General features: G+C 68.2%; 19 protein-coding genes, 1 tRNA gene, 1 other RNA gene and 1 pseudogene. 8 read left to right on the top strand and 14 right to left on the bottom strand.

Annotated elements, in window-relative coordinates; all coding sequences use genetic code 11:
* The first annotated feature begins 12 nt into the window (after positions 1-12).
* The 8 genes from ureG (at position 13) to cimA (ending at position 9,242) form a co-directional block, all read left to right on the top strand.
* Complete coding sequence (gene ureG / locus PG2T_RS05565; protein WP_068803298.1) at positions 13-636, top strand: urease accessory protein UreG; 624 nt, start codon at positions 13-15, stop codon at positions 634-636.
* Between the two features lie 195 nt (positions 637-831).
* Positions 832-1,953 carry a hypothetical protein gene (locus tag PG2T_RS05560; protein ID WP_068807807.1) on the top strand — a complete coding sequence of 374 codons (1,122 nt, stop codon included), beginning with the start codon at positions 832-834 and terminating at the stop codon, positions 1,951-1,953.
* A 44-nt stretch (positions 1,954-1,997) separates the two neighbouring features.
* Complete coding sequence (gene urtA / locus PG2T_RS05555) at positions 1,998-3,290, top strand: urea ABC transporter substrate-binding protein (RefSeq protein WP_068803297.1); 1,293 nt, start codon at positions 1,998-2,000, stop codon at positions 3,288-3,290.
* 115 nt (positions 3,291-3,405) lie between these two features.
* Positions 3,406-4,992: an urea ABC transporter permease subunit UrtB gene (gene urtB, locus PG2T_RS05550; RefSeq protein WP_068807804.1), complete on the top strand. Its 1,587-nt coding sequence runs from the start codon at positions 3,406-3,408 to the stop codon at positions 4,990-4,992.
* A gap of 1 nt (position 4,993) precedes the next feature.
* Complete coding sequence (gene urtC / locus PG2T_RS05545) at positions 4,994-6,079, top strand: urea ABC transporter permease subunit UrtC (RefSeq protein WP_068803295.1); 1,086 nt, start codon at positions 4,994-4,996, stop codon at positions 6,077-6,079.
* Positions 6,076-6,852 (top strand): urea ABC transporter ATP-binding protein UrtD, encoded by a 777-nt coding sequence (gene urtD / locus PG2T_RS05540; protein ID WP_068803293.1) that lies wholly within the window; start codon positions 6,076-6,078, stop codon positions 6,850-6,852. The genes urtC and urtD overlap by 4 nt, the downstream gene beginning before the upstream one ends.
* A gap of 4 nt (positions 6,853-6,856) precedes the next feature.
* The gene (gene urtE / locus PG2T_RS05535; protein ID WP_068807801.1) at positions 6,857-7,546 is read left to right on the top strand and encodes an urea ABC transporter ATP-binding subunit UrtE; all 690 of its coding nucleotides are present in this window, start codon (positions 6,857-6,859) and stop codon (positions 7,544-7,546) included.
* 70 nt (positions 7,547-7,616) lie between these two features.
* A complete protein-coding gene (gene cimA / locus PG2T_RS05530) occupies positions 7,617-9,242 on the top strand; it encodes a citramalate synthase (RefSeq protein ID WP_202816437.1) in 1,626 nt (541 codons plus the stop codon).
* A 129-nt stretch (positions 9,243-9,371) separates the two neighbouring features.
* Here the strand turns inward: cimA and orn are convergent, their stop codons facing one another.
* From orn to PG2T_RS05460, 14 genes and pseudogenes are all read right to left on the bottom strand, one after another.
* Complete coding sequence (gene orn, locus PG2T_RS05525) at positions 9,372-9,917, bottom strand: oligoribonuclease (RefSeq protein ID WP_068803291.1); 546 nt, start codon at positions 9,915-9,917, stop codon at positions 9,372-9,374.
* Between the two features lie 428 nt (positions 9,918-10,345).
* A complete protein-coding gene (gene recR / locus PG2T_RS05520) occupies positions 10,346-10,945 on the bottom strand; it encodes a recombination mediator RecR (RefSeq protein ID WP_068803289.1) in 600 nt (199 codons plus the stop codon).
* Between the two features lie 12 nt (positions 10,946-10,957).
* Positions 10,958-11,278 (bottom strand): YbaB/EbfC family nucleoid-associated protein, encoded by a 321-nt coding sequence (locus tag PG2T_RS05515; protein ID WP_068803287.1) that lies wholly within the window; start codon positions 11,276-11,278, stop codon positions 10,958-10,960.
* 61 nt (positions 11,279-11,339) lie between these two features.
* Positions 11,340-13,025, bottom strand: coding sequence for a DNA polymerase III subunit gamma/tau (gene dnaX / locus PG2T_RS05510; RefSeq protein ID WP_068803285.1), 1,686 nt, complete (start codon positions 13,023-13,025; stop codon positions 11,340-11,342).
* Positions 13,026-13,054: 29 nt separating this feature from the next.
* Positions 13,055-13,151, bottom strand: an RNA gene (ffs, locus tag PG2T_RS05505) — signal recognition particle sRNA small type.
* Between the two features lie 33 nt (positions 13,152-13,184).
* Positions 13,185-13,275, bottom strand: a tRNA-Ser gene (locus PG2T_RS05500).
* A 69-nt stretch (positions 13,276-13,344) separates the two neighbouring features.
* Positions 13,345-13,956, bottom strand: coding sequence for a 30S ribosomal protein S4 (rpsD, locus tag PG2T_RS05495; RefSeq protein WP_068803283.1), 612 nt, complete (start codon positions 13,954-13,956; stop codon positions 13,345-13,347).
* A 138-nt stretch (positions 13,957-14,094) separates the two neighbouring features.
* Positions 14,095-14,835: pseudogene (gene rluB, locus PG2T_RS05490) on the bottom strand (23S rRNA pseudouridine(2605) synthase RluB); the annotation flags it as partial.
* On the bottom strand, positions 14,825-15,409 hold the full coding sequence (gene scpB, locus PG2T_RS05485; RefSeq protein WP_068803279.1) for an SMC-Scp complex subunit ScpB: 585 nt from the start codon (positions 15,407-15,409) through the stop codon (positions 14,825-14,827). The gene scpB and the pseudogene rluB, both read right to left, overlap by 11 nt.
* Positions 15,409-16,158, bottom strand: coding sequence for a segregation and condensation protein A (locus tag PG2T_RS05480; RefSeq protein WP_236953301.1), 750 nt, complete (start codon positions 16,156-16,158; stop codon positions 15,409-15,411). The genes scpB and PG2T_RS05480 overlap by 1 nt, the downstream gene beginning before the upstream one ends.
* Positions 16,159-16,214: 56 nt before the next feature.
* Positions 16,215-17,390 carry a tryptophan--tRNA ligase gene (locus PG2T_RS05475; protein ID WP_068807794.1) on the bottom strand — a complete coding sequence of 392 codons (1,176 nt, stop codon included), beginning with the start codon at positions 17,388-17,390 and terminating at the stop codon, positions 16,215-16,217.
* A 38-nt stretch (positions 17,391-17,428) separates the two neighbouring features.
* Positions 17,429-18,097, bottom strand: a complete 669-nt coding sequence (locus PG2T_RS05470; RefSeq protein WP_068803275.1) for a site-2 protease family protein — start codon at positions 18,095-18,097, stop codon at positions 17,429-17,431.
* A gap of 39 nt (positions 18,098-18,136) precedes the next feature.
* Positions 18,137-18,940 carry a crotonase/enoyl-CoA hydratase family protein gene (locus tag PG2T_RS05465; RefSeq protein ID WP_068803274.1) on the bottom strand — a complete coding sequence of 268 codons (804 nt, stop codon included), beginning with the start codon at positions 18,938-18,940 and terminating at the stop codon, positions 18,137-18,139.
* Between the two features lie 24 nt (positions 18,941-18,964).
* Positions 18,965-20,626 (bottom strand): acyl-CoA dehydrogenase family protein, encoded by a 1,662-nt coding sequence (locus tag PG2T_RS05460; protein ID WP_068803272.1) that lies wholly within the window; start codon positions 20,624-20,626, stop codon positions 18,965-18,967.
* Positions 20,627-20,659: the final 33 nt, after the last annotated feature.

Below are 20,659 nucleotides of genomic sequence, written 5' to 3'. Positions count from 1 at the left end.
ACGGGAGTGACGATGACGCAGCTAACTGAATCCGGCCCGCTGCGGGTGGGCATCGGCGGGCCGGTCGGCTCGGGCAAGACTGCGCTCACCGAGGCGCTGTGCAAGGCCCTGCGCGAGCGCTACCGGATCGCGGTAGTCACCAACGACATCTATACCCGCGAGGATGCCGAGTTCCTGACCCGCGCCGGCGCGCTGGCGCCCGAGCGCATTGTGGGCGTGGAAACCGGCGGCTGTCCGCACACGGCGATTCGCGAGGATGCGTCGCTGAACCTGGCGGCGGTGGCCGAGCTGTCGCGGCGTTTTGCGCCGCTGGACCTGGTGTTCGTGGAATCCGGCGGGGACAACCTGGCCGCCACCTTCAGCCCGGAGCTGTCGGACCTGACGCTGTACGTGATCGACGTGGCGGCCGGCGACAAGATTCCGCGCAAGGGCGGGCCGGGCATCACCCGCTCGGACCTGCTGATCATCAACAAGACCGACCTGGCGCCCCATGTCGGGGCATCGCTCGACGTGATGGACCGCGACTCCCGGCGCATGCGCGGCGAGCGCCCGTTCGTGTTCACCTGCCTTAAAACCGGTGCCGGGCTGGATACGGTGATTGCGTTCATCGTGCGCGAGGGCGGGCTGCGCGGCTGATGCCGGCCGCCTCATGCCCCAAGTTCGTGCCCGATGCTGAATGAATGCACCATGCCGAAGCCAGGATGCATCGCCGGGCGGTATTGAGGCAGGTCGATCGACTTGAATACAAGGCGGTGCAGCAGGTGGCACAGCAGTTGCTGAAGCTACCGCGCCATCGGGGAGGAGGCATGACCTAACCCAGGGAGTATGGGCATGTCCTCGACAAGGTTTGCAAGAAACACGTTGCTGGCAGCGACAGCCAGCGCCAGCCTGTTGGCCACCGACGCCGCCAGCGCCGGTGCCAAGTTCAGCATTGACGATACGCACTGGGTTTCCGTGGGCGCCGGCCTGCGTACCAGCTTCAGTTCCGTGGAGGACGCGGCGCCCGACGACGGGCGTTCCAACGACTTCACGGTCGACAGCATCCGGCTGTACCTGAACGCCCAGATCCACCAGTACATCCTGCTGGAGTTCAATACCGAGCGCTACGACACCGGTGACGACGACGACATCCGCATGCTGGATGCGATCGCCAAGTTCACCATCGCGCCGGAGTTCAATATCTGGGCCGGCCGCCATCTGCCGCCCTCGGACCGCGCCAACCTGGACGGCCCGTACTACCTGAACGCCTGGACCTTCCCGATCGCGCAGGCCTACCCGGCCATTTTCGCCGGCCGCGACGAGGGCGTGTCGGTGAACGGCTCGATCGACGAGGGCGTGTTCGGCTACGCGCTGGGCGTCTACGACGGCATGGACGCGTCGTACTCCGGCATCACCGACCTGAACAACCCCAACCAGGACGACAACCTGCTGTTTGCAGGTCGCCTGCAATGGGCGTTGTGGGATCCGGAACCGGGCTTCTACACCACCAGCTCCTACTTCGGCGAGAAGAACATCCTGACCTTCGGCGCCGCCGCGCAGTACCAGTCCGACGGCACCGGCACCATGGCCTCGCCGGGCGATTTCTTCGGCTGGAACGTCGATGCGCTGCTGGAAAGGAAGGTCGGCGATGGCGGGGCCGTGAGCCTGGAAGGCGCCTATTACGACTACGACCATGACGACGAGATGCCGGCCTTCGGCTACCAGGGCAACGGCTACTACCTGCTGGCGAGCTTCCTTACGCCGCAGAAATTCGGCATCGGCAAGCTACAGCCGCACGTGCGCTACCAGGCCGTGGATGACGACAACGCGCCCGACCACGACCGCTGGGAGCTGGGTCTGGGCTACATCATCGATGGCCAGAAAGCCAAGGTCATCGCCACCTATGGCGCTGATGATTTCGACGGTGGCGAGACCACCGATTTCTTCATCCTGGGCGTGCAGCTGCAGATATAGCCCGCATCCCCCGCATCCGAAGAACCCGCAAAGGAGAACCTCACATGACTGATCGCAAGAACCGATTTGCCGCACGCCTGGCGCTGGCCGCTGCTGGCGCGCTGCTGGCCGGCCTGGCGCACGCCGCCGACACCATCAAGGTCGGCGTGCTGCATTCCCTGTCCGGCACCATGGCCATTTCCGAAACCACGCTCAAGGACACCGTGCTGATGCTGGTGGACGAGCAGAACAAGAAGGGTGGTCTGCTGGGCAAGAAACTGGAAGCCGTGGTGGTGGACCCGGCCTCCAACTGGCCGCTGTTCGCCGAGAAGGCGCGCGAGCTGCTGGCCAAGGACAAGGTGGACGTGGTGTTCGGCTGCTGGACCTCGGTGTCGCGCAAATCGGTGCTGCCGGTGTTCGAGGAACTGAACGGCCTGCTGTTCTACCCGGTGCAGTACGAGGGCGAGGAATCGTCCAAGAACGTGTTCTACACCGGCGCCGCGCCCAACCAGCAGGCGATTCCGGCGGTCGATTACTTCATGAACGAGATGGGCGTGAAGCGCTGGGTGCTGGCCGGCACCGACTACGTCTATCCGCGTACCACCAACAAGATCCTGGAGGCTTACCTGAAGTCGAAAGGCGTGAAGGACGAGGACATCCTGATCAACTACACGCCGTTCGGGCATTCGGACTGGCAGTCCATCGTCGCGGACATCAAGAAGTTCGGCGCAGCCGGCAAGAAGACCGGCGTGGTGTCCACCATCAACGGCGACGCCAATGTGCCGTTCTACAAGGAGCTGGCCGCCCAGGGCATCAAGGCCGAGGACATCCCGGTGGTGGCCTTCTCGGTCGGCGAGGAAGAGCTGTCGGGCCTGGACACCGGCCCGCTGGTCGGTCACCTGGCGGCCTGGAACTACTTCATGAGCGTGGACACGCCGGAAAACGCGGCTTTCATCGAGAAATGGCATGCCTTCATCAAGAACCCCAAGCGCGTGACCAACGACCCCATGGAGGCGCACGTGATCGGCTTCGACATGTGGGTCAAGGCAGTCGAGAAGGCCGGCACCACCGATGTCGACAAGGTCAGCGACGCCATCATCGGCATCGAGGTGCCCAACATGACCGGCGGCACGGCCAAGATGTTGCCCAACCACCACCTGACCAAGCCGGTGCTGATCGGCGAGATTCAGGCCGACGGCCAGTTCGAGACCGTGTGGCAGACCGATGGCCTGGTGCCGGGCGATGCCTGGTCGGACTTCCTGCCCGGGTCCAAGGACATCGAGGCCGACTGGGTGAGCCTCAAGTGCGGCAACTACAACACCGTCACCAAGAAGTGCTCTGGGCAGAACTACGAGTGATGCCGTCACCCCGGGCGGCCTGTGCGCCCGGGGTTTCCTTGCGTTCCTGTGCCCAACGGGGAAGTCCTTGAACCCGATCCGATGCTTGCCGGTCGCCCTGGCGGGACTGGCCCTGATGTTCTGCGCGCTGGTGGCGCCTGCCATCGCCGAACCGGCTACCGATCCGGCCCCGGCTGCGGACGCCGCCGGCGCCGTGCAGGCGCTCGCCACGGCCGGATTCCTGGCCAAGCCGGCCCTGTTGCAGCAGATAGCGGGCAGTGGCGAGCCGTGGGCGCGCACCGCGCTGCAGGGCCTGCTGGATGGCACCCTGCAAATCCGCAAGGCCGATCAGCGGGTGCTGCTGGCACTGCCGGCGGGGCAGGGCTTCGAGCTTGTCGATCCGGTCAGTGGCGCATCGCTGGGTGCGGGCGAGCGCCTGGACCTGAAGCGCATCCCGATCAACAACACCCTGCGCACGCAGCTGAACGGGCTGATCGCACGCCTGAGTCTGGCCGATCCTGACCCGCGCCAGCGCCGGGCGGCGGTGCGGTCTCTTTACGAAACGCTGGATGCCGACAGCGCGGACCTGCTGCGCGAGCGGCGCTCCGTGGAAACCGATGACGGCGTGCGCGACGCCATCGACGTGGCCCTCGCGCTGGCCGATCTTGCCAGCACGGAGCACGGGACGCAGATCGCCGCTACCCGGCAGCTTGCCGGCAGCGTCGAGCCGTCGGTACGGGTGCGCCTGGGCGCCGTCGCGGACGATGCCACCCAGCCGCAGGACGTGCGTGACGCAGCCCGCCGGGCGCTGGCGCGCAGCGAGGCGAGCGTCGGTCTCTACCGTTCCGCGGAAATGGCATTTTTCGGCCTGTCGCTCGGTTCCGTGCTGCTGCTGGCGGCCATCGGCCTTGCCATCACCTTCGGCGTGATGGGCGTGATCAACATGGCGCATGGCGAGTTTCTGATGCTCGGCGCCTACACCACCTTCCTGGTGCAGCAGTGGGTGCCGGTGGACTGGTCATTGCCGTTGGCGATACCGCTGGCTTTTCTGGTTGCAGGTGCCGTGGGCGTGCTGCTGGAGGTGACCCTGATTCGCTTTCTGTATGGCCGGCCGCTGGAGACACTGCTGGCCACCTTCGGCGTGAGCCTGATCCTGCAGCAGGTGGTGCGCAGCGTGTTCTCGCCGCTGAACCGGCAGGTGGCGACGCCGTCCTGGATGAGCGGCTCGATCGAGATCAACCCGGCCCTGTCGCTGACGCTCAATCGTCTGTACATCGTCATCTTCAGTGTGGTGGTGTTCGCCGCATTGCAGGCGGTGCTGCGCTTCACCCGCTTCGGGCTGGAACTGCGTGCCGTGTCGCAGAACCGCGCCATGGCGCGCGCGCTGGGCGTGCGCAGCGCGCGGGTCGACGCGCTGACCTTCGGTCTGGGTGCCGGCATCGCCGGCGTCGGCGGCGTGGCGCTGTCGCAACTGACCAACGTCGGGCCCAATCTGGGGCAGGCCTACATCGTGGATGCCTTCCTGGTGGTGGTGTTCGGTGGCGTGGGCAACCTGTGGGGCACGCTCACGGCAGCGCTGTCGCTGGGCGTGGCCAACAAGCTGATGGAGCCCCTGGTGGGTGCCGTGCTGGCCAAGATCCTGGTGCTGGTGTTCATCATCCTGTTCATCCAGCGTCGTCCGCGGGGCTTGTTCCCGCAGCGCGGCCGCAACGTGGAGGCCTGACATGGGGCTGCCCACCTGGCGTCATGAACGCGGCGGCTTCGCCTTGCTGGTCGTGCTGGCCGCGGCGGCGGTGCTGGTGCCGCTGCTGAACCTGGCGGTGCCGCCGGACTCCGCCCTGCACGTGCCCGATTACACGGTGACCCTGCTTGGCAAATACCTGTGCTACGCGCTGGCCGCGGTGGCGCTGGATTTGGTGTGGGGCTACTGCGGGATATTGAGTCTGGGTCACGGCGCCTTCTTTGCGCTCGGCGGCTACGCCATGGGCATGTACCTGATGCGCCAGATCGGCGAGCGGGGCGTGTACGGCAACGCCCTGCTGCCGGACTTCATGGTGTTCCTGAACTGGCAGGAGTTGCCCTGGTACTGGCAGGGCTTCAACCACTTTCCGTTTGCGCTGGCCATGGTGGTGCTGGTGCCGGGCGCGCTGGCGTTCGCGTTCGGCTATCTGGCCTTCCGTTCGCGGGTGTCCGGCGTCTATCTGTCGATCATCACCCAGGCCCTCACGTTTGCCCTGATGCTGGCGTTTTTCCGCAACGACATGGGCTTTGGCGGCAACAACGGGCTGACCGACTTCAAGGAACTGCTGGGCTTCGACCTGCAGGCGCCGGCCACGCGGGCGGGCCTGTTCGTGATCTCGGCGCTGGCGCTGGCCGGCGGTTATCTGGTGTCGCGCGCGGTGGTGCGCTCGCGCGCCGGGCACGTGCTGATCGCGGTGCGCGATGCCGAGAGCCGCTCGCGCTTCCTGGGCTACCGGGTGGAGCACTACAAGTTGGCCGTGTTCGTGTTGTCGGCCGTCCTGACCGGCATTGCCGGGGCGCTGTACGTGCCGCAGGTGGGCATCATCAACCCGGGCGAATTCGCGCCGCTCAATTCCATCGAGATGGTGGTGTGGGTGGCCCTTGGCGGCCGGGGCACGCTGTACGGCGCGGCGCTGGGGGCCGGCGTGGTCAATTACCTGAAGACCGTGCTGACCGGCGCGCTGCCGGAAGTGTGGCTGTTTTTCCTGGGAGGGCTGTTCATGCTGGTGACGGTGGCCCTGCCGCTGGGATTGGTCGGCCTGCGCGCGCGGCGCCGGAGCGCGGCATGAATACCCACGCCGAGGCGCACCCGTCGCTCGATCACCACCGCGGCGCGCTGTTCGTGGAGAACGTCAGCGTGTCCTTCGACGGCTTCAAGGCCCTGAACGAGCTCACGCTGTACATGGACCCGGGCGAGCTGCGCTGCCTGATCGGCCCCAACGGCGCCGGCAAGACCACGCTGATGGACGTCATCACCGGCAAGACCCGCCCGGATGCCGGAGAGGTGTTCTTCGGCGACCGCATTGACCTGCTGCGCCTGTCGGAGGCACAAATCGCCGAGGTCGGCATCGGGCGCAAGTTCCAGAAGCCGACCGTGTTCGAGCAGCTTTCCGTCCACGAGAACCTGGCGCTGGCGCTCAAGCAGGACCGGCGGGTATGGGCCACGCTGCGCGCCAAGCTGACCGGCTCGGAACGCGACCGCATGGACGAGGCCGCGGTCCTGATCGGCCTGGCCGAGAACCAGCAGCGCCTGGCCGGCACGCTGTCGCACGGCCAGAAGCAGTGGCTCGAAATCGGCATGCTGCTGCTGCAGGAGCCACACCTGATGCTGATCGACGAACCGGTCGCCGGCATGACGCGCGGCGAGATCGAACGCACCGCCGAGCTGCTGCAGGCGCTGGCCGGCGAGCGCTCGGTGCTGGTGGTGGAGCACGACATGGAGTTCGTGCGTTCGATCGCCCGGCACGTCACCGTGCTGCACCAGGGCCACGTGCTGGCCGAGGGCACGATGGCGCAAATCCAGTCCGACCCGCGCGTGATCGAGGTTTATCTAGGTGAGTGAAACCCTGCTCGAACTGACCGGCATCCAGCAGTACTACGGCCAGAGCCACATCCTGCGCGAGGTCGGCGTGCAGGTGCCGGCCGGCTCGTGCACCTGCCTCATGGGCAGGAACGGCGTCGGCAAGACCACCCTGCTGAAAGTCATCATGGGCCTGCTGCCGGCCCGCGCCGGCAGCATCCGCTTCGCCGGCCAGGACCTGACGCGCGCCGATACCCGCGAGCGGGCCCGCATCGGCATCGGCTACGTGCCGCAGGGGCGGGAAATCTTTGCGCGCCTGACGGTGGAAGAGAACCTGCGCGTGAGCCTGGGCGTGCGGCGTGCCAAAACCCTGCCGCAGCGCATCTACGAGCTGTTCCCGGTGCTGCGCGAGATGCTGCACCGGCGCGGGGGGGACCTGTCCGGCGGCCAGCAGCAGCAGCTGGCCATCGCCCGCGCATTGGTGCTGGAGCCGAAGCTGCTGATCCTAGACGAGCCCTGCGAGGGCATTCAGCCGAACATCGTGCGCGACATCGGCGACGTGCTGACCCGCCTGCGCCAGGAAACCGGCCTGGCCGTGCTGCTGGTGGAACAGAAGCTGCCGTTTGCCCGCCGCGTTGCGGATCGCTTCTATCTGCTCGAGCGCGGCTCCGTGGTGGCCGACGGCGGCATTGCCGAACTGAGCGAAGACCTGGTGCAGCGGCACTTGGTGGTGTGACGGGCGCGGGGTGTGCCCGCAGCGCGCCGCACTGAGCCACCGGGGGGGCGTCCTGTCAGCAGCGCGTAAAATGGCGCGCCATTCCCGCCTCACCTGGTACGCACACGTGTCCGCGCCGCGCATTTTTCTGTACGACAGCACGCTGCGCGACGGCCAGCAGACGCAGGGCGTCGATTTTTCGGTCGGCGACAAGCTGGCCATCGCCAGCGAGCTGGATCACCTCGGAATCGACTACATCGAGGCCGGCTGGCCGGGCGCCAATCCGACCGACGATGCCGTCTTTGCGGCCGCCCCGAGCTTCAAGCGCGCGCGCCTGGTAGCGTTTGGCATGACGCGCCGGCCGGGCCGGGCGGCGGCCGACGACCCCGGTTTGCAGCGCCTGATCGGCAGCGGCGCGCCGGCCATCTGCCTGGTCGGCAAGACCTGGGACTTTCACGTCACAGTCGCGCTGCGCACCACGCTCGACGAGAACCTGCGGATGATCGAGGACAGCCTGGCTGCGTGCGTGGCGGCCGGGCGCGAGGCGCTGTTCGATGCCGAGCATTTCTTCGACGGTTACAAGGCCAATCCCTCCTATGCGCTGGCGTGTCTGGAAGCCGCGCAGCGCGGCGGGACGCGCTGGATCGTGCTGTGCGACACCAACGGCGGCACGCTGCCGCACGAGGTGGAGGCCATCGTCGGCAAGGTGATCAAGGTGATCCCCGGCGAGCAACTGGGCATCCACTGCCACAACGACACCGAAAACGCTGTCGCCAACAGCCTGGCCGCGGTGCGCGCCGGCGTGCGCCAGGTGCAGGGCACGCTGAACGGCCTTGGCGAGCGTTGCGGCAATGCCAACCTGATCTCGCTGCTGCCGACGCTGATGCTCAAGCTCGGCTATGAAACGGGACTCAGCGAGGCCGATCTGGCGCATGTCACGCACGCCTCGCGCTTCGTCGACGAGCGCCTGAACCGCACGCCCAACCGCCACGCGCCCTACGTCGGCGAGAACGCCTTTGCCCACAAGGGCGGCCTGCACGTGTCGGCGGTCGAGAAAGACCCGCGCAGCTACGAGCACATGGCGCCGGAGCGGATCGGCAATCACCGCAAGATCCTGGTTTCCGACCAGGCCGGCCGGGCCAATGTGATGGCGCTGCTGGACGAGGTGGGCCTCACGCTGACGGCCGACGATCCGCACGTCGGGCAGCTGGTCGAGCAGGTCAAGGCGCGCGAGCTGCTGGGCTATACCTACGACGGTGCCGAGGCCAGCTTCGAGCTGCTGGCGCGCGGGCTATTGCAGGGTCTGCCACGTTATTTCGAGCTGGACAGCTTTCGCGTCATCGACGAGCGGCGCTGGGTCGACGGCACCCTCGTGACGTTGTCGGAGGCCACCATGAAGGTGCGCGTGGCCGGCCGGATGCGCATGACGGTGGCCGAGGGCAATGGCCCGGTCAACGCGCTGGATCTGGCCCTGCGTGAGGCGCTGCTTGCGGCCTACCCGACCCTGGCCGGGCTGCAACTGACCGACTACAAGGTGCGGATTCTGGAATCGGGTGCCGGCACCGGGGCCATAACGCGCGTGATGCTGGAGTGCAGCGACCCCAGCCGGCGGCGCTGGACCACGGTCGGTGCCTCCACCAACGTGATCGAGGCGTCCTGGCAGGCGCTGTCGGATGCCATCACCTACAAGCTGTGGCACGACGGCGTGAAGGCCTGAGAACGGGTCCGAAGCCGATGTCCCGGCTTGCGGGGTCGACTCTCTCGTGGGAGGCCCGCCCTCGGGCCGAATGAGCGAATTGCCGATGGATTGATTCGCGGCGGGGGCGCCGCTCCCACGGTCGGTCGCCTACACCTTCAGCAGATGCTCGCGGTAGTGGCGCAGTTCGCGGATCGAGTCGTGGACGTCTTCCAGCGCCAGATGCGAGGAGCGCTTCTTGAACGAGGCGGCCACGTCCGGCGCCCAGCGCAGCGCCAGTTCCTTCAGCGTGCTGACGTCCAGATTCCGGTAGTGGAAGTAGGCTTCCAGCTCCGGCATCAAGCGCGCCAGGAAGCGGCGGTCCTGGCAGATGCTGCTGCCGCACATGGGCGATTCGTTGCGCCCCACGTGCCGGCGCAGGAAGTCCACCGTCTGGCGCTCGGCCTCGGCGAGCGTGATGGTGGAGTTACGGACCCTCTCGACCAGACCGCTTTTGGTGTGCTGGCGGGTGTTCCATTCGTCCATGCCGGCCAGCATCTCCTCCGGTTGCTGGATGGCCAGCATGGGCCCCTCGGCGATGACGTTCAGGTCCGCATCGGTGACCACGGTGGCGATCTCGATGATGCCGTCCCAGGCCGTATTAAGGCCCGTCATTTCGAGGTCTATCCAGATCAGGGAGCCGGCTTTCGGGGGCATCAGGTATCCAGCGGGGCGGGTGACGCGGACGATTAAACGCCACGCGCAAGCGGGGGGCAAACGAGGGGGCGCGGACTATAGCACGTGGGTTTGGGAGCCATCGGAACACTGGAGCCCGGCTGCGCCGGGCGATCATCGCGCGGAGCGGCGCCCCGGCCGCGCATCCAAAACGCGATCGCTGCGGCCGGACGATTCGGCCCGAGGGCGGGCCTCCCACAGGGTTTGCCTGTAGCCTGGCTGTGCCGGGCGATCCTCATGCCGGCAGGCGATCATCGCGCAGCGAAGCTGCGCTCCCACAGGCGGCGTCGCATTGTAGGAGCCCGGCTCCGCCGGGCGATCAGACAAACAATCGCGCAGCGAAGCTGCGCTTACAAGGCTTTTCGGTAGCGGGCGCTGAGAAATCCAGGATGGATTCATTCAGCGCCCCATCAGGCGCCGTAATCGCGCCGGCCGAGCAGCGCCTGGCGCAGCGTGCCGCCGTCGACGAATTCCAGATCGCCGCCCATCGGCACGCCGTGGGCGATGCGCGTGCTGCGGATGCCGCGCTCACGGGCCAGTTCAGCGATGTAGTGGGCGGTGGCCTCGCCCTCGACGGTGGGGTTGGTGGCCAGGATCAACTCATGCACCTCGCCGCTGCCCAGGCGCGCCGTCAGGCGGTCCAGCTCCAGTTCCTCGGGGCCGATGCCGTCCAGCGGCGACAGGTGGCCGTGCAGCACGTAATACAGTCCCTGGAAACCGCTCGCCTGGTCGATGGCCTGCACGTCGGCCGGGCTTTCCACCACGCACAGCAGGCTGTGGTCGCGCCGTGGCGAGCTGCACACGGCGCAGATGTCCTGTTCGGTCAGGTTCCGGCACTGGCTGCAACGGCCGATCCGCTCCATGGCTTCCAGCAGCACCTGCCCCAGCCGCCGGCCACCGTCGCGATCACGCACCAGCAGGTGAAAGGCCATGCGCCGGGCCGACTTGGGGCCGACGCCCGGCAGGCGCTGCAGGGCCTGCGTCAGTGCCTCGATCAGTCCCTGGGCCACGACGCCGTCGGATCAGAACGGCAGGTTCATGCCGGGCAGCTTCATGCCGCCCAGTGCGCCGCCCATGTGTTCCTGGGTGGCCTGCTCGACCTTGCGCAGGGCGTCGTTCACGGCGGCGGCGACCAGGTCTTCCAGCATGTCGCGATCGTCACCGAGCAGGCCGGGGTCGATGCTGACCCGCCGTACCTGGTGATTGCAGCTCATGGTCACGCTGACCAGGCCGCCGCCGGCAGCGCCGCTGACCTCTATGGCCGCCAGCGCCTGCTGGGCCTTCTGCATGGCTTCCTGCATGCGCTGGGCCTGTTGCATGAGCTGATTCATGTTGCCTTTCATGGGCCTTCCTCGTGTTCGTGGCGAGTGCCGAGTTTAGCGGGCGCGGCCCGGCGTGAGCGGGCTAATCGGCCGCTGCTTCAGAGCCGTCGATGATGCGCGCGTCGAGGGTGTCCATCAGACCGCGCACCAAGGGGTCGCCTTCCAGTGTGCTGCGGGCCTGCGTCTGGCGCTCGGCGGCGGCGCGGGCCGATTGCTGCGCCGGCGTATCGGCCGCGGCGGCCTGGTCGCTGAAGTCCACCCGTGCCGGCTGTCCGATCAGGCCCGACAGGGCTTCGGTCAACGCCTGCCGGGTGGCCGGCGTGAGCAGGCTGCGGCTGCGGGCATCCACGGCCAGCTCGAAATGGTTGTCCCGACGCCGCAGCAGCACGCAGTGTTGTGCCAACTGATTGGCAGCCCCGCGCAGGCCGAGCTGCGAGGCGAGTGTGGCCCAGTCGTCGAGGGCGGCGGTCGGCTGCCGTATGGCCGTTGGTGCTGCCGGTTGCTCGGGCCGGTCGATGGCCGCTGACGCCGCCGGTACGGGCCTGGCGGTTGGTATTTCAGCCGTTCCGGATGTCTGGACGGTCGTGGGTGGAGCTGTCGATACCGGCGCGGCACGGCTTGCCGGCGGCGCTGTCTGGGTGGCCTTGTGCGGCTCGGACCGTCGCGCGGGCGCGTCGTCGCCGCCGTCCGGGCGAAACACCAGCAGGCGCAGCAGCAGCATTTCAAGGCCGCTGGCCGGGTCCGGCGCCAGCGGCAGGTCGCGCCGGCCGATCAGCGCCATCTGGTAGTAGAGCTGCACGTCCTCGGCGGCGATGCGGTCGGCAAGCGCATTGACGACCACCGGGTCGGCATCGGCGGCCAGACTCGCGCCCGGTACTGCCTGGCACAGCGCCACCTGGTGCAGCAGGCGCAGCAGGTCGTCCAGCACGGCGGCCGGGTCGGCGGCCTGGGCGTTGGTTTCGGCCAGTGCCGCCAGCAGGGCCGGGCCGTCGCCATCGGCCAGGGCATTGAGCAGCCGGACGGAGTGGCTGCGGTCGAGCGTGCCCAGCATGGCGCGCACCGCGTCGGCGTGCAGCTGGCCGCCGCCGTGCGCCAGCGCCTGGTCGAGCAGGCTCAGGGCGTCACGCATGCTGCCGGCCGCGGCGCGTGCCAGCAGTTCCACGGCGGCCGCATCCGGCGCGATCTGCTCGGCCAGCAGCACGCGCGTCAGTTGTCCGCCGACCTGTTCGGGCGTCAATGCGCGCAGGTTGAACTGCAGGCAGCGCGACAGGATGGTGGCCGGAATTTTCTGCGGGTCGGTGGTGGCCAGCAGGAACTTGATGTGCGGCGGCGGTTCTTCGAGGGTCTTGAGCAGCGCGTTGAAGCTGCTCTTGGAGAACATGTGCACCTCGTCGATGAGGTACACCTTGTAGCGGCCCTGCGTGGGCGCGTACTGGACGTTCTCCAGCAGGTCGCGGGTATCGTCGACACCGGTGCGCGAGGCGGCATCGACCTCGATCAGGTCCATGAACCGCCCGCCGTCGATGGCGGTGCAGGCAGGACACTCGCCGCAGGGCTCGACGCTGACGCCCTGCTCGCAGTTCAGCGCCTTGGCGAACAGGCGGGCGACGGTGGTCTTGCCCACGCCGCGGGTGCCGGTGAACAGGTATGCGTGGTGCAGGCGGTCGCTGGCCAGGGCATTGGTCAGGGCGCGGCGCACGTGCTCCTGACCGACCATGTCGGCGAAGCGGCGAGGCCGCCACTTGCGGGCGAGCGCCTGATAGCTCACTGGACGCCTGCCGGCATGAGGGCGGCGGAACCTGCCAGCCGGGCCCCGGCGCCTGAATCGTTCGCTACCGTTGCTCCCTTCCGGGCCTGGCGGGGTTCACGAGCTATCACCGCGGGGAGACTGACAGGCCCGCCATTGAACGGAAAAAAACGACAGAACTGGCGGAGAGGGAGGGATTCGAACCCTCGATACGCTTTTGACGTATACACACTTTCCAGGCGTGCTCCTTCAACCACTCGGACACCTCTCCGGGAATCGGCCCCGGCCATGAGGAGCATCGAGTACGGCCGGATGGCGGCGCGGCAGACCCGCGCCAAGATCAACTCACGCGCGAGTAGTACTCGACGACGAAGTTTTCCTGCACCTCGAGCGGGATGTCGGCGCGCTCGGGCATGTGCCGGAAGGTGCCGGTCATCTTGCTGGCGTCCATGTCCAGGTACTCGGGCAGGCTCAGCGACGGCGACTGCAGGGTCTCCACGATCACCGGATGCTGGCGGCTGCCTTCGCCCACGCCGATCACGTCGCCGGGACGCAGCGGGTAGCTCGGAATATCCACGCGGCGGCCGTTGACCGTGATGTGACCGTGCTTGACCACCTGGCGGGCGGCCGGGATGGTCGGCGCGAAGCCCAGCCGGAACGCCACGTTGTCCAGGCGCGATTCGAGCAGCGCCAGCAGGTTCTTGCCGGTGTCGCCCTTGCGGCTGGCGGCGGCCTTGAAGTAGTTGCGCAGCTGACGCTCGCCCAGGCCGTAGTTGTAGACCAGCTTCTGCTTCTCATCCAGGCGCAGGCGATAGTCGCTGGGCCGGCCACGGCGGGCGCCGTGCTGGCCGGGCGGGTTGGCGCGCACGCCGTCGGTCTTGCGGGTGAGACCCGGCAGTTGCTGCTGAAAACGCCGTACAACCCTGAGCCGGGGACCGGTATACCGTGCCATCGATGCTGTGTCCTGACCTGAAAAAAACGCCGGGCGGGTGCCCGGCGGTTCAAAAACAAGGGGGCTATGTTACCCGCGCCGGCGTGTGGGTTTCAAGCCGCTGCTGCTGCGCACCGGTCGGCTGGCCGGGGCCGGGCGCGCGGATACGCTGGCCAGCTCGGCCGCGGTGGCCTCGCGGTACTGGCCACGGCCGAGCGCACGCGGCAGTTGCAGCGGCCCGAAACGCACCCGCAGCAGCCGGCTGACGACGATGCCCTGCGAGGTCCACAGGCGGCGCACCAGGCGATTGCGGCCCTCGTCGACGGTGACGTTGTACCAGTGGTTGCGCCCCTCGCCGCCGCCGTCGGTGATGATCACGAAGCGGGCCGGCCCGTCCTCGAGTTCCACGCCGGCGCGCAGCCGCTCCAGCATGGCCGCGTCCACGTCGCCATTGACGCGCACCGCGTATTCGCGCTGCAGGTGATTCGAGGGGTGCATCAGCCGGTTGGCCAGCGCGCCGTCGGTGGTCAGCAGCAGCAGGCCGGAGCTGTTGATGTCCAGGCGCCCGACGCTGATCCAGCGCCCGCTCGGCAACGGCGGCAGGCGGTCGAATACGGTCGGCCGGCCTTCAGGGTCATGGCGTGTGCAGACCTCGCCTTCCGGCTTGTGGTAGATCAAAAGCCGCGTCTTGGCCGGCGCCGCCAGCGTGACCGGCTGGCCATCCACGGCAATGCGATCGGCACCGGTCACGCTCTGGCCGAGCACCGCCGGCTGGTCGTTGACGTGCACGCGCCCGGCGCGGATCCAGTCCTCGATCTGCCGCCGCGAGCCCAGGCCCACCTGCGCCAATACCTTGTGCAGCCGCTCGCCGGCGGCTGGATGCTTGCGTTCAGTTGGCATGGTCGGCCGCCTCCGGCGGCAGCATGGACAGTTGCAGATCGCCGATCCGCTCATCGTCGGGGTTGGCCAGGTCCGCCAGCGCCGGCAGTTGGCTGAGGCTGCGCAGGCCGAAGTAGTCCATGAAGGCCTTGGTGGTGCCGAACACCGCCGGCCGGCCGGGCACCTCGCGGTGACCGAGCACGCGCACCCAGCCGCGGTCGAGCAGGGATTTGATCATGCCGCTGCCCAGCGACACGCCGCGGATGTCCTCGATATCGGCGCGCGTCACCGGCTGGCGGTAGGCGATGATGGCGAGCGTCTCGAGCACCGCCCGCGAGTAGCGCGGCGCCCGCTCGGCCAGCAGCGGCGCCACCGCCGCGGCGTGCACGGCGCGCACCTGGTAGCGATAGCCGCTGGCGGTTTGCACCAGCTCCAGCGCGCGGTCCGCGCACTCCAGGGTCAGCTGGTCGATGGCGCGGATGATGTCGGCGCGGGTCGCCGTCTGGCCTTGCGGCAGCAGCCGCTGCAGGCGCTCCACGTCGAGCGGTTCGCTCGCCACCAGCAGGGCCGCCTCGATCAGGCGCAGCAGGTCCATCAGACGGCCGGGCGAAGATAAATCGGCCCGAAGGCCTCGGCCTGGCCAAGCTCGATCAGGCGTTCGCGCACCAGTTCCAGGATGGCCAAAAAGCTCACCACCACCCCGGCGCGGCCCTCGGCCGGCTGCAGCAGCGACAGCAGGGGCGTGAACTCACCGGCCGTCAGGCGCTGCAGAATCAGGCTCATGCGCTCGCGCACCGACAGTGGCTCGCGGCGCACGTGGTGGTGAACCTTGAGCGCGCCGCGGGCCAGCACTTCGGTCATCGCGCTCAGCAGTTCGGCAAGACTGACCTGCGCCTCCTGAGCCGGCTGGTCCAGCTCCGGCAGCGCCACCGCCAGCGGCAGCACGTCGCGGCCGAACTGCGGGCGCTGCGCCAGCACCTCGCTGGCGTGACGAAAGCGCGCGTAGTCCTGCAGGCGGCGCACCAGCGCGGCGCGCGGGTCGTCCTCTTCGGTGTCGCCGGCCGGGCGCGGCAGCAGCATGCGCGATTTGATTTCCGTCAGCACCGCCGCCATGACCAGGTAATCGGCCGCCAGCTCCAGGCGCAGATCGCGCATCAGGTCGACGTAGGCCATGTACTGGGCGGCCACTTCAGCGACCGGGATGTCCAGGATGTCCAGGTTCTGGCGCCGGATCAGCCACAGCAGGAAATCGAGCGGCCCCTCGAAGGCATCCAGGAACACCTCCAGCGCGTCCGGCGGGATGTAGAGGTCTTCCGGCAGGCGCGTCAGCCGCTCACCGTGCACGCGGGCGAGGGGCAGCTCCTGCTGCGCCGGCTGCGCGGCGCTGGCGGTATCAGCGCTCAGCGGTAGCCCAGCCCCATGACCTGGCGCACCTCGTCCAGGGTCTCGCGGGCCTGCTCTCGGGCCTGCTCGCAGCCGCCGGCGATGATCTCGCGCACCAGACCGGGGTCGTCCTCGAACGGCCGCGCCCGTTCGCGAAACAACGAAAGCTCGGCCTGCACCGCATCAACCAGCGGCTTCTTGCAGTCAAGACAGCCGATGCCGGCGCTGCGGCAACCTTCCTGTACCCAGGCGCGCTGCGCGTCGTCGGAGTACACCTGATGCAGGCTCCACACCGGGCACTTTTCTGGATCGCCGGGGTCGCTGCGGCGCACCCGCGCCGGGTCGGTCGGCATGGTGCGCAGTTTTTGCGCCACCGCGTCCGGATCCTCGCGCAGGCCGATGGCGTTGCCGTAGGACTTGGACATCTTGCGCCCGTCCAGGCCCGGCATTCGGGCGGTTGCGGTCAGCAGCGGCTGCGGCTCGGGCAGCACGATGATGCCGCCGCCTTCCAGGTTGCCCAGCAGGCGCTCGCGATCGCCGAGGCTGATGTTGGCCTGGCCACGGATCAGCGCCTGCGCCACGGCCAGCGCTTCCTGGTCGCCGCGTTCCTGATAGGCGCGGCGGTTGTCCTCGTACAGCTGCGCCTGCTTGCGGCCGAGCTTGCGCAGTGCCGCTTGCACGCGGGTCTCGAAATCGACCTCGCGGCCATAAAGATGGTTGAAGCGCCGCGCCACCTCGCGCGTCAGTTCCAGATGCGCCACCTGGTCCTCGCCGACCGGCACCAGGGTCGCCTTGTAGGCCAGGATGTCGGCGCCCTGCAGCAGCGGGTAGCCAAGAAAGCCATAGGTGGCCAGATCCTTGTCCCGCAGCTGTTCCTGCTGATCCTTGTAGGTGGGCACCCGTTCGAGCCAGCCCAGTGGCGTGATCATCGACAGCAGCAGGTGCAGTTCGGCGTGCTCCGGCACCCGCGACTGCACGAACAGCACCGCGCTGCCCGGATCGACGCCGGCTGCAAGCCAGTCGACGATCATGTCTTGCGTGTGCTCGGCGACCTGCTGCGGGTGTTCGTAGTCGGTGGTCAGTGCGTGCCAGTCGGCGGCGAAGAAAAAGCACCGGTGCTGGTGCTGCAGGCGCACCCAGTTCTTCAGCACCCCGTGGTAGTGACCCAGGTGCAGGCGTCCGGTCGGGCGCATGCCGGACAGGACCCGATCGTGCGGTGCGGCCACAGTGTTCAAGCAGACCCTCCCAGGCCAACCAGCGTCAATAGTATTTCGTTGAGCAGGCCGATGGCCGGCTGCAGCAGGCGGCCGAGCACGCCGGTCATCAGCAGCGCCAGCACGATCATCAGCCCGTAGGGTTCCAGGGCCGCGAAGCGGGCCGCCTGCCGGTTGGGCAGGATACCGGTCAGCACCCGCCCGCCGTCCAGCGGCGGTACCGGCACCAGGTTCAGCACCATCAGGATCAGGTTGATGGCGACGCCGGCCTGGGCCATGAAAAACAGCGGCTGCGCCGCCCACGGCAGCGTGTTCAGAAAGGCCACCGACAGGCGCAGCAGCAGCACCCAGCCGATGGCCATGACGAGGTTCGACAGCGGTCCTGCGGCCGCCACGATGGCCATGTCCCGCTTGGGATTGCCAAGATTGCGGTAGTCGACCGGCACCGGCTTGGCCCAGCCGAACAGGAAGCCGCCGGGCAGCAGCAACATGACCAGCGGCACCAGCACGGTGCCGATCGGGTCGATGTGCTTGAGCGGATTGAGCGTCAGGCGGCCCAGCATCTGCGCCGTGCGGTCGCCCAGGCGCCGCGCCACGTAGCCGTGCGCCACCTCGTGCACGGTGATGGCGAACAGCACCGGCAGGGCCCAGATGGCGATTTTTTGCGGCAGGGAGAAATCGAGCATGGTGGCGCCGTGGGAAAGGCGCGTGGGCGCCGGGCTGTCTCAGCGGCCCTGGTAGTGGCCGGGACGCTTCTCGAAGAAGGCCGCCAGCGCCTCGGCGTGATCGTCGGTGCCGTGGCAGGCCGCCTGCAGCGCTGCGCTGTAATCGAGGAAATGTTTCAGGTCCATGGCCTGGCCGGCGCGCAGCAGGCGCTTGGCCAGGCGCAGCGCCTGCGGCGGCTTGCCGGCGATCTGCGCCGCCAGTTGCCGTGCCCGCGCCATCAGGTCGGCCGGCGGCAGCACTTCGAGCACGATGCCCAGGCGCAGCGCCTCGTCGGCGTCCACCAGGCGGCCGGTGAAGGTCAGTTCGGCCGCCCGCTGGTGGCCGAGCGCGCGCGGCAGGAACCACGCCCCACCGTCGCCCGGGATGATGCCCAGGTTCAGAAAGGTCTCGCCAAAGCGCGCCGTGGTCGCTGCCAGGCGCAGGTCGCACATCATGGCGACGTCGAAGCCGGCGCCGACCGCGGCGCCGTTCACGGCCGCGATCACCGGCACTTCGAGTTCGTACAGCGCCAGCGGAATGCGCTGGATGCCCAGGCGATAGGACTGCTGGATGTCCATGGCGCTGCCGGCGAAGATGCCATCCTTGGCCTGCATCTTCTTGACGTTGCCGCCGGAAGAGAACGCCTCGCCGGCGCCGGTCACGATCAGCACCGAGATGTCCGGCCGGGTCGGTACCAGCGCCAGCACGGACACGATCTCGTCGATCATGCCCTCGTCGCTGATGGCGTTGCGCGTTTCCGGCTGGTTGAAGGTGAGGGTGGCGACGCGGTCGGCAACCTCGAAATCGACGTGCTGGTAGCTCATGAAAGGTCCGGGCGGCGGGCAGGGTTACAGGGCGCAGCGGCCGGCATCGACCACGTGCGCGGCGATGCGCTGGCGCAGCGCCATCACGTCGGCGGCCGGCCGGACCACGCTGGGGGCGGCGATGCCAAGGTGCGTGGCCGCCTCGGCGGCCAGTTGCGCCACCTGCGCGGCGGCCTGGGTCAGCACCAGCAGTGCCACGTCCTCGTGTACCGGCTGGCAGTGCGGGTGGCGGGCCACGCGCAGCGCGGTCGACTCGGCCAAGTAGATGGCCGTCATCATGTCGGCCAGGTGCGCCATCAGTTCCTGGTCGGCGTCGAAGCCCTTGCCGCTGCCGTGTTTTTCCAGGGCCGCGCTGAAACAGCGGGCGTGGGCCAGCTTCAGGCTGGCCAGCGCGCTGTCGGTCGAACTGCCGGCCAGCCCGAGCTCACCGCCGCTGAGTTTCTTCAGCAGCGTGCGCGGCATGACGATGCGGTTGATCTCGTTGGTGCCCTCGTAGATGCGGGCGATGCGCGCATCGCGCAGGTACTTGGCCGCCGGGTACTCCTCCAGAAAGCCATAGCCGCCGAACATCTGCAGCGCCTCGTCGGCCACCCGGGCCAGCAGTTCGGAGCCGGCGATCTTGGCGATCGAGCACTCCAGCGCGAAATCCTGCAATGCCGCCAGCTTGGCCTCGCCGGTGCGCCCGCCGGCGTTGGCCAGTGCGTCGATGGCGCCCCCGGCGCGGTAGATGGCGCTCTCGACGGCGTAGATGTCCGCCGCGGCCTGGCCGATCTTGCGCCGGATCATGCCGAAATCGGCGATGCGCTGGCCGAACTGCTTGCGCCCGACGGCGTAGTCGAGCGCGGCATCCAGCGCGCACTTGGCGCTGCCCAGCGCCGTGCCGCCCAGCTTGTAGCGGCCGTTGTTCAGGATGTTGAAGGCAATCACGTGCCCGCGGCCGATCTGCCCCAGCACGTGGTCGCGCGGGATGCGCGCGTCCTGCAGGATGACCTGCCGGGTCGACGAGCCGTACATGCCCAGCTTGTGCTCCTCCGCGCCCAGGCTCATGCCTGGTGCATCGAAGGGCACGATGAAGCAGCTGAAACCGGTCTGGCCGTCCACCTCGCCCAGCACCTTGGCGAACACGAAGCCGACGTCGGCAATGCCGGCATTGGTGATGAACTGCTTGGTGCCGTTGAGTACCCACGCATCGCCGTCCAGCACGGCGGTGGTGCGCGCGGCGAGTGCATCCGATCCTGAGCCCGGCTCGGTCAGGCAGTAGCAGCCGCGCAGCTGGCCACTGGCGAAGCCGGGCAGCCAGGCGGCCTTTTGCGCGTCCGTGCCAAACAGCGCCACCGGCAGCGAGCCGATGCCGTTTTGCACCATCAGCGTCAGCATGAAGGACTGCTCGCGGCCGGTGCTCTCGAGCACCCGCATCGACACCGGCAGCGGCAGGTCGAGGCCGCCGTACTGCTCGGGCAGGTCGAGCATGGTCAGGCCAAGCTCGGACGCCTGCTGCATCAGGCCCTCCAGCACGCCGGGGGTCTTGGCCTCGATGTCGGCCAGCCTGGGCCACACCTGCTCGTCGCAAAAGCGCCGCGCGGTATCGAACAGCGCCCGGTCCTCGGCGCTGAAATCCTCGGGCGTGAAGGTCGGTCCCGGCGCCTGCGCCGGGTCCAGGAAGGCGCCGCCGTGTGTGTCGCTCATGATCGGTTCGTCAGCGGGAATGAGTCAGCGGCT

The sequence above is a fragment of the Immundisolibacter cernigliae genome (assembly GCF_001697225.1).
GTDB classification, from domain to species: Bacteria; Pseudomonadota; Gammaproteobacteria; order Immundisolibacterales; family Immundisolibacteraceae; genus Immundisolibacter; species Immundisolibacter cernigliae.
This window is presented reverse-complemented; position numbering and strand designations above follow the sequence as displayed.